The organism is Stenotrophomonas sp. 1L-E-5-B-C3 (assembly GCF_057292075.1).
Genome location: NZ_JBXAWS010000001.1, coordinates 241,073 through 254,380 on the forward strand (window position 1 = coordinate 241,073; position 13,308 = coordinate 254,380).

At 67.3% G+C, this 13,308-nt stretch carries 13 protein-coding genes; 10 read left to right on the forward strand and 3 right to left on the reverse strand.

Features of this window, described 5'->3' with window-relative positions; translation table 11 throughout:
• Window positions 1-25: 25 nt before the first annotated feature.
• Entirely contained in the window at window positions 26-532 is a 507-nt protein-coding gene (locus AC0Z6F_RS01040) for a hypothetical protein (RefSeq protein WP_046984666.1), read from the forward strand.
• A 102-nt stretch (window positions 533-634) separates the two neighbouring features.
• On the opposite strand, the gene ptsJ is transcribed toward AC0Z6F_RS01040, so the two are convergent.
• Complete coding sequence (gene ptsJ / locus AC0Z6F_RS01045; RefSeq protein ID WP_485616443.1) at window positions 635-1,921, reverse strand: MocR-like B6 salvage transcription factor PtsJ; 1,287 nt, start codon at window positions 1,919-1,921, stop codon at window positions 635-637.
• A 76-nt stretch (window positions 1,922-1,997) separates the two neighbouring features.
• On the opposite strand from ptsJ, the gene AC0Z6F_RS01050 reads away from it, so the two are divergent.
• The 9 genes from AC0Z6F_RS01050 (at window position 1,998) to AC0Z6F_RS01090 (ending at window position 9,883) form a co-directional block, all read left to right on the forward strand.
• Window positions 1,998-2,771: a YggS family pyridoxal phosphate-dependent enzyme gene (locus AC0Z6F_RS01050; RefSeq protein WP_485616442.1), complete on the forward strand. Its 774-nt coding sequence runs from the start codon at window positions 1,998-2,000 to the stop codon at window positions 2,769-2,771.
• Window positions 2,768-3,469, forward strand: a complete 702-nt coding sequence (locus AC0Z6F_RS01055; protein ID WP_485616441.1) for a glutamine amidotransferase — start codon at window positions 2,768-2,770, stop codon at window positions 3,467-3,469. Before AC0Z6F_RS01050 ends, AC0Z6F_RS01055 begins: the two co-directional genes overlap by 4 nt.
• On the forward strand, window positions 3,466-3,690 hold the full coding sequence (locus tag AC0Z6F_RS01060; RefSeq protein ID WP_012511398.1) for a hypothetical protein: 225 nt from the start codon (window positions 3,466-3,468) through the stop codon (window positions 3,688-3,690). The genes AC0Z6F_RS01055 and AC0Z6F_RS01060 overlap by 4 nt, the downstream gene beginning before the upstream one ends.
• Window positions 3,691-3,787: 97 nt before the next feature.
• Window positions 3,788-4,294 (forward strand): hypothetical protein, encoded by a 507-nt coding sequence (locus AC0Z6F_RS01065; RefSeq protein ID WP_065724540.1) that lies wholly within the window; start codon window positions 3,788-3,790, stop codon window positions 4,292-4,294.
• A gap of 127 nt (window positions 4,295-4,421) precedes the next feature.
• On the forward strand, window positions 4,422-4,931 hold the full coding sequence (locus AC0Z6F_RS01070; protein WP_485616440.1) for an RNA polymerase sigma factor: 510 nt from the start codon (window positions 4,422-4,424) through the stop codon (window positions 4,929-4,931).
• Window positions 4,928-5,854 carry a FecR family protein gene (locus tag AC0Z6F_RS01075; RefSeq protein ID WP_006373652.1) on the forward strand — a complete coding sequence of 309 codons (927 nt, stop codon included), beginning with the start codon at window positions 4,928-4,930 and terminating at the stop codon, window positions 5,852-5,854. The genes AC0Z6F_RS01070 and AC0Z6F_RS01075 overlap by 4 nt, the downstream gene beginning before the upstream one ends.
• Window positions 5,855-5,918: 64 nt before the next feature.
• Complete coding sequence (locus AC0Z6F_RS01080; RefSeq protein ID WP_485616438.1) at window positions 5,919-8,390, forward strand: TonB-dependent receptor; 2,472 nt, start codon at window positions 5,919-5,921, stop codon at window positions 8,388-8,390.
• Window positions 8,377-9,177, forward strand: a complete 801-nt coding sequence (locus AC0Z6F_RS01085; RefSeq protein WP_485616437.1) for a ChaN family lipoprotein — start codon at window positions 8,377-8,379, stop codon at window positions 9,175-9,177. The genes AC0Z6F_RS01080 and AC0Z6F_RS01085 overlap by 14 nt, the downstream gene beginning before the upstream one ends.
• Window positions 9,170-9,883, forward strand: a complete 714-nt coding sequence (locus AC0Z6F_RS01090) for an energy transducer TonB family protein (protein WP_012511404.1) — start codon at window positions 9,170-9,172, stop codon at window positions 9,881-9,883. Before AC0Z6F_RS01085 ends, AC0Z6F_RS01090 begins: the two co-directional genes overlap by 8 nt.
• A gap of 197 nt (window positions 9,884-10,080) precedes the next feature.
• On the opposite strand, the gene AC0Z6F_RS01095 is transcribed toward AC0Z6F_RS01090, so the two are convergent.
• Together AC0Z6F_RS01095 and AC0Z6F_RS01100 are read right to left on the reverse strand one after the other, a co-directional pair.
• A complete protein-coding gene (locus tag AC0Z6F_RS01095) occupies window positions 10,081-10,983 on the reverse strand; it encodes a cation diffusion facilitator family transporter (RefSeq protein ID WP_485616436.1) in 903 nt (300 codons plus the stop codon).
• 28 nt (window positions 10,984-11,011) lie between these two features.
• On the reverse strand, window positions 11,012-13,300 hold the full coding sequence (locus AC0Z6F_RS01100) for an Orn/Lys/Arg family decarboxylase (RefSeq protein WP_197584951.1): 2,289 nt from the start codon (window positions 13,298-13,300) through the stop codon (window positions 11,012-11,014).
• Between the last annotated feature and the right edge of the window lie 8 nt (window positions 13,301-13,308).

Sequence of the window (13,308 nt, forward strand, 5' to 3'; positions counted from 1 at the left end):
GGCACATCCAAGGAAGGACGACGCCATGCCCCGCGCACTGCTGCTGACCACGCTGGTGGTCTCGACCCTCGCCCTGCTTGTTTCCGGCTGGACCGCCTGGAACCTGCATCGCAGCCAATCGCCACAGCGCATCATCGAGGCACGCGGGCTGATCATCCACGATGCAAGCGGCCAACCGCGGGTAATCCTCGGCGCACCGGTTCCCGATCCGCTCAGCCAGGGCCGCACCCAGGGGCCACGCGCCACAGCCCTGTCCGGCCTGATCCTGCTCGGCCCCGACGGCTCCGAACGCGGCGGCTACGGCACCAGCGACCGCGGCGGCGAAGCGCTGCTGACCCTGGATGATGCCACCGGCACCACCGAAGTATTCAAGGTCGTCGCCAACCCGGACCGTGGCGCCAGCCTGATGGTCAAGCACCAGAACAACACCGGCGCCATGCTCACCTCCTGGCAGGGCAAGCCGGAGCTGATGTTCGTCGATGACAGCGGCCAGTCCTACTACGTGCGCCCGGGTGCCAACGCCGCGCCCTGATCTGCTTCTGTAGCGTCGAGCCATGCTCGACTGCTTCTACACAACAGCAGCCGAGCATGGCTCGGCTCTACAAAGGCGAAGCAAAGTCGAGCAAGCTCGACTCTACAGACCACACACCGCCGCCAGGTCATCGGCCAGCTGCCGCAGCTGCGCCGGTCCCAGCGCCGCACACGTAATGCGCAGACCATGGCCCGGTGCCGCCACCGCGAACACTTCGCCTGCGCGCACATGCCATCCACGCGAAGCCAGCGCCAGCACCTGCGGATGGCTGTCTGCCAGCAACGGCAGCCACAGGTTCAATCCTTCCATCGGCTGCGGTGTCGGCATGCCACGTGCACGCAGCAGTTCCTGCAGCGACTGCAACCGCTGCTGGTAGCGCTCACCTGCCGAGGCGATCTTCGCCCGCTGCGTTGCCGACGCCAACACCGAAGTCGCCGCATCCTGCAGCAGGTGGCTGACCCAGCCGGTGCCGGACGCCAATCGCAACCGTAACCGCGACGCGGTCTCTTCATCGCAGGCCAACCACGCCAGCCGCAGATCGGGACCGAGTGGCTTGGACAACGAGCGCAGCACAGCCCAGCGACGACCATCCAGCGGCAGCACCGAGTGATAGGCCTGCTGCGAGAGCAGCGCATAGTGATCATCGATCAGCACCGCCACCTGCGGGTAGGCCGCCAGCAACTGCCGCAACGCCCGTGCCCGCTTCGCATCCAGGCTGGCCCCGGTCGGGTTGTGTGCCCGCGGCGTCAGCAGCACCGCGCGTGCGCCGGCCTCCAATGCCGCACGCAGCGAATCGACCTGCATACCATGCGCGTCCACCGCCACCGGCAACGGCGCGTGACCCACAGCGTTGAGCACATTGAGGCTGCCGAGGAAACACGGATCCTCCACCGCGATGCGATCACCCGGCAACAGCCACGCCGCCAGCAGACGTTCGATGCCATCGACCGCGCCATGGGTCAGCTCCAGCGCATAGCCCTCCGGACAGTCCGCATCCAGCGAGGCGCGCGCCAGCGCCTGCAACCTCGGGTCGACCGTGCCCACGCCATACAGCCGTGGTGCGGCCGGGGCCAGGCGCAGGTTCGGCAGCAGGCGCGGATCCGGATTGCCACCGGCCAGGTCCTGCAGCGCCAGCCCCGGCGTACTGCCCTCGCGCGCCAGCGTCGGCGGCAATCCGCGCACCACCGTGCCACGGCGGCCCGCCGTGCTGGCCAGGCCCGCCGCATCCAGGCGCTTGTAGGCAGCAGCCACGGTGTTGCGGTTCACGCCCAGCTGCTCGGCCAGTTCACGCACCGGCGGCAGCACGCTGCCGGCCGGCAGGCGGCCCTTGCCGATGCCGTCGCGGATGCTGTCGAAGATCGACTCAGCGCTATGCCCGGTGATTTTCATTTTGTCCTATGCCAAAATATCTCTTGTCCTGTGCCAGTGTATCCCACCCTGGCCATCCTGCATTGGAGGTCCCCGCATGCCCCTTGCCGCTGCCGACTGGCCCGTCGCCCAGTCCGTTGAACAGATCGCCGCCAACCTGGTCACGGTGCGCCAACGCATCGCCGATGCCTGTGCGCGCGTCGGCCGGGACCCGGCCAGCGTGCGCCTGCTGCCGGTCAGCAAGACCGTCGATGACGCCCGCATCCGCATGGCGGTGGCCGCCGGTTGCCACGAACTGGGCGAGAACAAGGTGCAGGAGGCGCAGCGCAAAGCCGAAACGATGGCCGACCTGGGCGTGCACTGGTCGGTGATCGGCCATCTGCAGACCAACAAGGCGCGCTACGTAGCGCGCTTTGCCAGCGAGTTCCAGGCGCTGGACAGCCTGCGCGTGGCCGAGGCCCTGCAGCAGCGCCTGCAACTGGAAGACCGCAGGCTGGATGTGTTCGTGCAGGTCAACACCTCGGCCGAGCCGAGCAAGTACGGACTGGAACCCGACGCGGTCGAGGCCTTCGTGCAGCAGCTGCCGGCCTTCGATCGCCTGCGCGTGCGCGGCCTGATGACCCTGGCCATCTTCACCCCCGACGTCGAGCGCGTGCGCGCCTGCTTTGTGCGCCTGCGCGAACTGCGCGACCAGCTGCAACGCATCGCCCCGCCTGGTCTCGACCTGTCGCAGCTGTCGATGGGCATGTCCGGTGATTTCGAAGTTGCCATCGAGGAAGGGGCCACCGTGGTTCGTGTCGGCCAAGCCATCTTCGGCGCCCGCGCCACCCCGGACAGCTTCTACTGGCCGAACAGCGGAGCCCCGGCATGAAGCACGCAGTCGTTCTGCAACACGTCGCCTTCGAAGACCTCGGCACCCTGCAGCCTCTGCTGTTGGCACAAGGCTGGCAGATGCAGGTGCTGCAGGCCGGTATCGATGCGCTCGATCCGGTCGAAGTGGCCGACCTGCTGGTGGTGCTGGGCGGCCCCATCAGTGCCAATGACACAGAGACCTATCCCTTCGTCACCGACAGCATCGCCCTGCTGCAGCGCCGGCTGCAGCAGCAGCGGCCAACCCTGGGCATCTGCCTGGGTGCACAACTGATGGCGCGTGCACTCGGTGCCAGTGTCGCTCCCAGCGGCGGCAAGGAAATCGGCTTTGCGCCACTGCTGCTGACCGATGAAGGCCAGCGTTCACCGCTGCAGGCACTGCAGGGCATTCCGGTACTGCATTGGCATGGCGAGACGTTCGAACTACCAGCGGGTGCACGCCGCTTGGCCAGCACGCCGGCCTGCCGCCACCAGGCCTTCGCCATCGGCAACCACGCGCTGGCCCTGCAATGCCATCCGGAACTGGACGCGCGCCAGTTCGAGCGCTGGCTGATCGGCCACACCCTGGAGCTGGCCCAGGCCGGCATCGATCCGAATGATCTGCGCGCGCAGGCACGCCGCTACGGCGCACCACTGGCCGCTGCCGCCACCGCGATGTTCGACCATTGGCTGCAGGACCTACCGGAGATGCCGCGATGAACTACCGATTGCAGATCCACCGCGATGGCGTCTATTGGGGCCACTTCGACTGCAGCGGTCCCGATGCCCTGCGGCGCATGGACAACATCGCCGCGCAGCTGCCTGCCGATCAGGGCTTCCAGTTGCAGCGGCAGAAAGGTGTCGGCGAAGAACGCATCCTGTCCAGCAATGCCGATGGCCTGCGCGTGCTGGCTTCGCAGATCCAGTACTGCGACATCTGACGATCGTCACGGTAGTGCCGGCCGCTGGCCGGCATTCGAATCTGCCGGCCAGCGGCCGGCACTACCCGATAGCATCCCGTCATGCCACTCTTCAGCGATGTTGACCCTGCAACGCGGCAGCCACCACGGGCTGCTCATCGCCCCGCGCTGGCCCTCCACCCGCATCCAGATTGAAGCGCACGTGCTGCAGCGCCTGCTCGATGCCCAAGCGCTGCTACCTGCCGAACTGCGCCTGCTGCTCACCCGCGGCTTCGAACCCAGTCACAGCCACCTCGGCGGCTTCCGCCGCCTGGTGCGGCGGTTCGGCATCACCCTCTTCCGCACCTGCTACCCGCAGCGCCACGATGAGGTCGACGCCATCTTCGGGGCCAATGGTCACGACATCGATGGCCGCCATGTCGATGTCTCACTGGTACTGCGCGGCAAGCGGCTACGACTGCTGCCACTGGGCGTATTTACTCCGCTGCGCTGGCAACACCGTCGCGTCGCCCGCCATGCCGAGGCGGTCACGCGGGTGAAGCGCAGCCTGCAGCACTGCGGATTCGTGCTGCATCACAACCCGACCGAATCGTTGCAGATCCACTGCGATTACCCACCACGGTAACCCCACGGGCGGCCGTGCGTCGTTCACCGCCCGCACTCGTTGATGCAAATGATTCTCTTTTGCTGTAAGGTGCAGCCGCTGCCCTTGCCGCCGCGGGCTGTTCCCTTTCCCAGTTGTCGCCCGCCCCGTGTCCACGCCTGTCGAACCGACGGATGTCGCGCATCTGTGCGCGGCCCATTACCGGCCGCTGCACGCCCATGTCCGCCGCAAACTCCCGCAACGCAGCGACGCCGATGACGTCGTCCAGGAAACCTGGCTGCGTGTCGTCAAGGTCGCCACCAGCGGCCTGCTGAACAATGGCCGCGCCTATCTGTACCGCGTTGCCCACAACCTGATCGCCGACCACTACCGGCAACGCCAGCGCCGTCGCGAAGAGGCGTTGGATGACGCGCAGCTGCACGCCATCGCCGATCCTGCACCGCTGCCGGAGCAACGCCTGCTCGACGCCGAACAGCTGCGCCATCTCGATGCAATCATCGCCGCACTGCCGCCGCGATCACGCCAGGTGTTCCTGCTGGCCCGGGTGGAGCAGATGGCACTGGCCGAGATCGGCCGCCAGCTCGGCGTCAGCCGGCAGACCGCGCATGGCCATCTGCTGCGTGCTCTGGTCGCCCTGCAGCAGGTACCGGGCGCATGAGCCAGGACGCGATCGCGCGCGAAGCCGCACGCTGGTGGCTGGATGGGCACGACGGTGGCCGCGACGAGAACGCATTCGAGCAGTGGTTCCAGGCCGATCCGCGCCATGCCGCGCAGTACCAGCACCTGCAGCAGCTGTGGCAGGCCGGTGCAGCGTTGCCCAGCCTGCAGCGGCAGCAGCAACGCAGGCAACGCCGCCGCCTGCGCGAGGCCGGCATTGCAGTGCTGCTGCTGTGTGCACTCGGCCTGTACAGCCGCCACGCCTCGCCGCCTGCCGCGCAGGTACTGCGCACTGCCGCCGGCGAGATCCGTGATGAAGCCCTGCCGGACGGCTCGCATGTGCTGTTGTCGCCGGGCAGCGAAGTGCATGTGCGCGTCGACGCACAGCGTCGCCAGCTGCAGCTGCAGCGAGGGCAAGCCTGGTTCAAGGTCGCCGCCGATGCCGACCGGCCATTCCAGGTACACACCCCACAGGGCACCGTCACCGCACTGGGAACCGCATTTGATCTGGCCGTGCAGGGCGACAGCAGCGTGGTCACGGTCACCGAACACAGCGTCCGCGTGGAAAGCGGCGCCAGCAGCGTGCAGGCCAGCGAGGGCCAGCAGCTTCGCTTCAATGGAAACACGCCGGCGATCGCGACAGAGGCAGACAGCAGTGTCCTGGCCTGGCGCGAACGGCGCCTGCACTGGGTGTCGGCCCCCCTGGCTGAAGTCACCAGGGGCCTGGACCGTTGGCATGGCGGGCACACGTGGGTCGTCGGCGAGCGCCTGCGCCAGCAGCCGGTCACCCTGCTCGGCAGTGCCGACGGTGCGGCCAGCAACCGCGACCAGCTGGCCACGCAGCTGCATGTGCGCGTGCTGCGTCTCGGCGCGGGCATGCAGCTGTGGTTGCCGCCACGCGGGGAACAGCACGATGCACCCTGACATCGGCCCTGCCACTGCGTCTACCCAGGATGACGACGCTCTGCGTCACCTCCTGGAGCCCCCGATGCTGTGCCACCGCCCCCTTGTCCTCGCCCTGTCGCTGGCCTGTGCCAGCGCGATTCCACTGCTGCCTGCCAGCGCCCAGGCGCAGGCTGCCAGTCGCCACTACGATCTGCCCGCACAGCCGCTGGCTGCCGCGCTGGATGCCTACAGCCGCCTGAGCGGCGTCGATCTGGTGATCGGCGCGGCGCTGCCCGCCGGCCACGCTGCCCCTGCCCTGCGTGGTGATTTCGACGACGCCCAGGCATTGTCCCATCTGCTCACAGGCAGCGGCCTGCGCCCGCGCTTCATCGATGCACGCCGCGCCACCCTGGAACCGGCGCCCGCCGAACCGGGTGATGGCAGCCGCCGCACCGGGCCGCTGCGGGTGCAGGGCGATACCGCGCACGGCCATGCACCGGGCACCGGCGCCAGCCAGTACGTACCGGCCACCCGTGATGGATTCGCGCCCACGGTCGGCAGCGAGCGTGTGGCGATGGCCGAACGCCAGGAAGGCAACAGCCTGCTGCGCTCGATGCCCGGCACCCACAGCTTCCATTCGCGCAGCCAGCCGGGCCTGCAGGTCAACATCCGCGGCATGACCGGTGCCGGCCGGGTCAACACCATGATCGATGGTGTCACCCAGACCTTCCGCAACAATGCCGGGCATGGCTCGGGCGGTCCGTTCGCCTATGTCGATCCCTTCCTGCTGGCCGGTGTGGACGTGCAGCGCGGCGCGGTCGCCGGCGGAGATGGCGCCGGCACGTTGGCCGGCAGCGCCAACTTTCGCACGCTGGATATCGACGATCTGCTCGGTGAGGGGCGCGACTGGGGCCTGCGTGCGGGCTACCGCCACGGCAACAACGGCTACGGCAGTGGCCGTACCTTCGCCGGCGCCTGGCGCCACAGCGAAGAGGGTGGGGACCGCCAGTTCGGCCTGCTGGCCGCCGCCAGCAGCAGCCGCAGCAGCGAATACGCCACCGCACGCGGGCAGAAGAACAACGCCGACCCGGGCAGCCAGCAGCCCAGCAGCTGGCTGTTGAAAGCGCGCCTGCAGCCCAGCGACCAGCATCGGCTGGACCTGAGCCACATGCGTTACGAAAACGACTTCTACCACAACTACCCGTGGCAGATTTCCGCGCGCAACCAGCGCGCCAGTTACCACTACACGCCCTATTCGCCGTGGATCGACCTGCGTGCGACCTTCGCCAGCAACAAGACCCGGCTGTTCTACCCGCCGGTGGAGGACTCCAGCTACATCGGCCGCCGCACCCACAGCAGCCTGAGCAGCTGGACCGTGGACAACACCAGCCGCTTCGACATCGGTGCACTGCAGGCGCGCTGGAACACCGGCATCAAGCACCAATCGGACATCTATGTGGCCGATACGCCCATCCTGCGCGGTGCCAACCCGCAGGGTCGCAGCCAGCTGGACAGTGTGTTCAGCACGCTGGAGCTGCAGTACGACATCTATGCCCTGACCGCAGGACTGCGCCAGGACCGCTTCGGCATCCGTGGTCACATCCCGGCGTGCTCGGATGTGCCCGGCCAGTGCGCGGAGATCAATGGCGGCGACATCGACGTGCGTCGCACAGAGCGCGCACTCGGCCCGAGCCTGGCGGTTTCACTGCAGGCCACCGACTGGCTGCAGCTGTTCGCCGAGGTCTCGCGCACGTCGCGGCCGCCGCGCGTGCAGGAAATGTTCTTCGAGAAGATCCCGCTGGAGGACGCCAGCGTCGCCGACGGCATCGGCGCCAATCCGTTCCTGCGCCGCGAGCGCTCGCGCAACCTGCAGTTCGGCGCCAACCTCAGCACCGACTCGCTGCTGGTCGACGGTGACCTGGCACAACTGCGGGTCACCCGCTTCGACAACCGCATCCGCGACTACATCAAGCCGCAGTACCTGCTGATCGTGCATCCGCCGGAAGTGGAACCGTTCGTGGTGCCGATCGACAGCGATCCGCAGCTCAATGCCTGGACCGATGTGCTGGACGCCGACGACTTCAGCGCCACCACGCGCTGGATGAACCACCCCGGCGTGGTGCGCATGCGCGGCATCGAACTGGAAGCCCATTACGCCAGCGAGCACTACCACGCCACGCTGAGCTGGACCCGCTCGCGCACCAGCGCGCCGGCCATCGAGTTCGTCAACCTGGAAGACATCACTGCCCTGCCCGACCGCTACTGGACGCTGGACGTGGGCGGCCGCTGGTGGCAGCAGCGTGTGCAGGCCGGCCTGCGCGCCGAGTACTCCGGCCCGACCGAGGAAGGCTACGACTTCTTCCAGACCCGCAAGACCGGCGGCACCGGCGTACTGCTGAACTTCTACGCCAGCTTCAAGCCGCAGGCCAACACCACGCTGTGGCTGAACATCGAAAACCTGCAGAACAAGGCCTATGACAACAATGCCTCGATCGACAGCATCTTCAGTCCGATCCTGGACCGCGGCAACGGCCGTGGCCGCACCGTCTCGATGGGCGTCAATGTGGCGTTCTAGCCGCCACTGGCTGCCGCTGTGCCTGCTCGCGCTCGCGTCGATGGCCAGCGCGCAGCCTATGCCCGGCACGGTGCTGGACCTCGCCAGCGGCCATACCCTGGACGAAGCTGCGTTCGTGAAGCGCGCAGCGAACGCCCCGCGACTGCTGCTGGGCGAACGCCACGACCTGGCCGGTGACCACGCTGCCCAGCGCTGGCTGCTGCACGCGCTGCAGCAGCAGCGTCCACAAGGCGCGCTGGTGCTGGAGATGATTGCCAGCGAACGCCAGCCGCGCCTGCAGCGGGTGCAGCGCTGGCTGGCCAAGGGCAACCCTGCCGACGGTGCGCGCCTGCAGGAGTTGCTGGGCTGGGATGCGCGCTGGCCGTGGACGGCCTATGGCGGGCTGGTACAGGACGCCACCGCTGCGGGTACGGCCCTGTTCGGTGGCAACCTGTCACGCGCCGAGGTCAACACGCTGCTGGCTTCGACCAAGGCAGTCCGGTTCCCGGTTGCCACTGCACGGCAACGCCTTTCGGCGGTGGTGCTGGCCCAGCATGCAGAGGCCGCGCCGATGCTGGACGGCATGCTGGCCGTGCAGCAGGCCCGCGACAGCCGCATGGCACAGGTGCTGACCGCAGCACCCGCACCCGCGCTGCTGGTAGCCGGTCGCTGGCATGTGCTGCGCGGCACCGGGGTGCCGGGCTACCTGTCACCGGATACGCCTGTGCTGGTGATCGCATTGGCTTCGCCGGGTGAAACCGTCGGTGCTGCTGATGCCGATCTGCTGTGGGTGCTGGACGATGAGTGAGCGCGGCCAACACTGGCAGGCGATCGCGATCACCATCGGCCTGCATCTGTTGCCCTTGCTGCTGCTGGTGCATTGGGTCGCGACGCCACCCATGCTGCCGCCACCGGAACAGGACGTGCGCATCAGCCTGCGCCTGCTGGCACCGGCCACGCCGCCGCAGCCGGTTGAGGAACGCCAGGCCGATACCCCCAGCCAGGCACAACAGGCACGCGCATCGCAAGCCACGAAATCGCCTCCGCCGCCCACGCCCACCGCTGCACGCGAGGGTGAACTGGCTGCCAGCGAGATCGGCGGCCGTGGCCGGCAACCGCTGCCGGTCGCCCCGCCTGCGGCCGCGACCGATGCAAGTCCCGCACCGGCATCGATCACGGCCGCGCCGCCCGCTCCGGACGCGCCACCGGCAGACTTCCAGGCCGGCGCCGCCAGCGACCAGTGGGAAGCCCGCCTGATGGCGCGGCTGGAGCGATACCGCTACTACCCCGCCGCCGCACGCTCGCGCCGGCAGCAGGGCACTGCCTGGGTCAGGGCCAGCATCGACCGCGAAGGTCGCCTGCTGGCGCTGCGGCTGGAGCAGTCCAGTGGCCAGCCGATGCTCGATGACGCTGCGCTGCAGACCTTCCGTCGCGCGCAGCCGCTGCCGCCCATTCCCGATGAACTGAAGGCACCGCAGGAACTGGTGGTGCCGGTGGAGTACTACCTGCGCTAGACGGTCCACGCCTCCGCTTCGATGTCGGGGATTGCGAGGCAGTCTGCGACCTCAACTCCGGTTGAGGTCAAATGGAACTGGCGCAACAGAGTAGTCCGCCATGCGCAACGATCGCGCCCATTTGTAGAGCCGAGCCCATGCTCGGCTGCCGTTCGCGTGGAGCATCCGAGCATGGGCTCGGCTCTACAGATTCGTGGTCACGTCCACGCTGGGTCTGCCGTGAAATCAATGGTCAACCAGAACGTGCTGCCCCGCGCATCCAGCCGCACCGCAATCTCGTCACGCATCGCATCGACCTCGCCCACTGAACCCAGCGGCGTGGCCGGGTCGGCCAGCACGTGGATTTCGATGAAGCGCATCCGCCCCATCTTCGCCACATGGCTGGTGAAACCGGCATAGCCACACTCGGCGACGAACGCCTGCATCACCCGCTGCACGCGCCGGTCCAGATCATCCGGTGCCACCTGCAGCACTTCGCGCATGGCCTTCCACGCGCTGCGCGCCGGCACCGGCAGCACCGCCAGGCTGATCAACGCCAGCACGATCGAATCCAGGTACGGCACCCAGTGGTGCCACTCGCCACCGTGCAGGACCAGCGCCAACACGAAGGCCAGCACCACCGCCAGGCTCATCAACCCACCCAGCAACCAGCCCCGTACATCCAGCCACAACAGCGCGGAGCGCAGATGCCGCGCCCGCTGCGCGACGAACGCCGCCATCGCCAGGTTGCTGGCACTCAGCAATGCCGCCCACCACAGCGCGGGCTCGAATTTCACTTCGTGCCCGCCCGTGGTCAAACCGATCACCGCGTTGGCCAGCGCGTACACGCAGGCCAGCGACAGGATCACCCCGCCCAGCGCCTCGACCATCGGCTCCAGGTGCCAGTAGCCGTACTGGAAGCGCGGGCTCTGTTCCCGCGCAACCAGCCGCAGCACCGACAACGACACCAGGGTCAAGGCAACGTCGACCAGGCTGTACACGCCGTCGAACAGGATGGCCTGCGATCCCACCAGCAGGCCACCACTGAAACCGACCGCGCTCACCGCCAGGGTGACCCCGATCGAGAACGTCAGGATGCGTTGCTCGCGCGCGGTATCCATCGTTCGCCGAACGGCCGACCGTTGCCGGTCAGGCCTTCAGCACCTCCACCTTGTACGAAACCGCATCACCCTCCTGCTCGATGATGAGCCCGTGCACGTCCGATTCGAAGCCCGGGAAACGGGCGTTCTGCTCGCGGGCGATGCGCAGCGACTGGATGATCGGCTCGTCGCTGTCACCGAAACGCTCGCCCGGCATGATGGTCGGGATGCCCGGCGGGTACGGCACCAGCATGGTCGCCGCAATGCGGCCACTGATCTGCTCGATGTCGACCCGCTCGATCTCGCCCTTGACCAGGTGGTTGTAGGCATCGGCCGGGGTCATCACCGGCGTCGGCAGATCCACATACATCTCACGCATCACCTTGGCCACGGCAAATTCCTGGTTGAACGCATGCAGCGCGTCGCAGAGGTCACGCAGGCCCCAACCGGCGTAGGCATTCGGATAGTCGGCAGCCAGCGTCGGCAGTGCCTGGCTCAGCGGCGCATTGCGGTCGTAGAGTTCCTTGAACGCCATCAGCTCGGTGACCAGGGTGCTCCACTTGCCCTTGGTGATGCCCATCGAGAACAGGAACAGCACCGAGTACAGATTGGTCTTTTCCACGGTGATGCCGCGGCCCCACAGGAACTTGCTAAGCACCGCTGCCGGAATGCCAAGCTTGCCCATGCTGCCGTCCATCGCCAGGCCCGGGGTCAGCAGGGTCACCTTGATCGGGTCGATCAGCACATAGTCGTCGACCAGGTTCTCGAAGCCATGCCAGTGCGCATCCGGCTGCAGGTACCACTCCTCGCGCTTGGCCACCAGCGGCGCTGGCGTATCGCCCTTGTCCAGACTGCGCTCGACCTGGGTCGGCTGCCACACGCTGAACCACCAGTCGTCGCGACCGAGGTCATCGCGCACGTGCAGCATCGCGCGGCGGAAGGCGATGGCTTCGTCATGCATTTCCTGTACGAGCGAGCGGCCGGCATCGCCTTCCATCATCTTCGACGCCACATCACAGGCCGCGATCACCCCGTAGTGCGGGCTGGTCGAGGTGTGCATCATGAACGACTCGTTGAAGCGCTCGGCATCCAGGTTGCGCTGCGCCGAATTGCGCACGTGGATCATCGACGCCTGCGAGAACGCAGCCAGCAGCTTGTGGGTGGAATGCGTGGTGAAGATGATCGCATCCTGCTCACGCGGCTTGCCCTTGGCCATGCCGTAATGGTTCTCGTAGAACGGATGGAACGCAGCATAGGCGTACCACGCTTCGTCGAAATGCAGGAAATCGACCGCGCTGCCGATCTCGTCGGCGATCTTCTCGGCGTTGTAGCACAGGCCGTCGTAGGTCGAGTTGGTGACCACCGCAATGCGCGGCTTGGAGCCGGCCTTGTGGGCCTGGCTGGCCAGCGGGTTGGCGGCGATGCGCTGCTGCAGCGACTCCGGCGTGAACTGGTCCAGGCTGATCGGGCCGATGATGCCGTGCGCGTTGCGGCTGGGGGTGAAGTACACCGGTACCGCACCGGTCATGATCAGCGCGTGCAGCAGCGACTTGTGACAGTTGCGGTCGACGAACACCACGTCGCCGCGGGCCACCGTACCGTGCCAGACGATCTTGTTGGCAGTGGAGGTGCCGTTGGTGACGAAGAAGGTATGGTCGGCACCGAAATTGCGTGCGGCCTCGTTCTCGGCGTCCTTGATCGGGCCGGTGTGATCGAGCAGCGAACCCAGCTCCGGCACCGAGATCGACAGATCGCTGCGCAGGGTGTTCTCGCCGTAGAACTGATGGAACGCGCGCCCGACCGGCGACTTGGTGAACGCCACGCCGCCGGCATGGCCTGGCGTGTGCCAGGAGTAGTTCGACTCGGCCGCATGGTGGATCAATGCCTTGAAGAACGGCGGCAGCAGGTTCTTCATGTAGTCTTCGGCCGCGCGCATCACCTGCCGCGAGATGAAGCTCTTGGTATCTTCAAACAGGAAGATGAAGCCGTGGATGTACTTGAGCAGCTTGCTCGGCACTTTCTCGATGGTGCGGCGCTCGCCGTACAGGAACACCGGCAGGTTGGCGCGGCGCGCGCTCTGCTCGCGCAGGAAGGCGGTGAGGCGCTGGAACTCGCCATCCACCTCTTCACTGCCATCGATCGAGATCAGCACCGCCGAGGCCGCCACGTAGGTGCGGGCACCGGCGCGGGCATCATCCAGGTTCAGGCCGCACAGCACGCGCTGGTCGTTGCTGCGCAGCTCCTCCACCAGCGCGCGGATCAGGATGCCGCCGATGCGCGGCGACTCGTAGTCGTTGTCGATGACAATGACCGGGTAATCCAGGGACTTGAAGTACACGTTGATTC

Coding starts and splice junctions, on each gene's coding strand:
- AC0Z6F_RS01095 (WP_485616436.1), bottom strand. CDS start 10,983: ATGGATACCGCGCGCGAGCAACGCATCCTGACGTTCTCGATCGGGGTC.
- ptsJ (WP_485616443.1), bottom strand. CDS start 1,921: ATGAAAATCACCGGGCATAGCGCTGAGTCGATCTTCGACAGCATCCGC.
- AC0Z6F_RS01050 (WP_485616442.1), top strand. CDS start 1,998: ATGCCCCTTGCCGCTGCCGACTGGCCCGTCGCCCAGTCCGTTGAACAG.
- AC0Z6F_RS01080 (WP_485616438.1), top strand. CDS start 5,919: ATGCTGTGCCACCGCCCCCTTGTCCTCGCCCTGTCGCTGGCCTGTGCC.
- AC0Z6F_RS01040 (WP_046984666.1), top strand. CDS start 26: ATGCCCCGCGCACTGCTGCTGACCACGCTGGTGGTCTCGACCCTCGCC.
- AC0Z6F_RS01055 (WP_485616441.1), top strand. CDS start 2,768: ATGAAGCACGCAGTCGTTCTGCAACACGTCGCCTTCGAAGACCTCGGC.
- AC0Z6F_RS01085 (WP_485616437.1), top strand. CDS start 8,377: ATGTGGCGTTCTAGCCGCCACTGGCTGCCGCTGTGCCTGCTCGCGCTC.
- AC0Z6F_RS01075 (WP_006373652.1), top strand. CDS start 4,928: ATGAGCCAGGACGCGATCGCGCGCGAAGCCGCACGCTGGTGGCTGGAT.
- AC0Z6F_RS01065 (WP_065724540.1), top strand. CDS start 3,788: ATGTTGACCCTGCAACGCGGCAGCCACCACGGGCTGCTCATCGCCCCG.
- AC0Z6F_RS01090 (WP_012511404.1), top strand. CDS start 9,170: ATGAGTGAGCGCGGCCAACACTGGCAGGCGATCGCGATCACCATCGGC.
- AC0Z6F_RS01060 (WP_012511398.1), top strand. CDS start 3,466: ATGAACTACCGATTGCAGATCCACCGCGATGGCGTCTATTGGGGCCAC.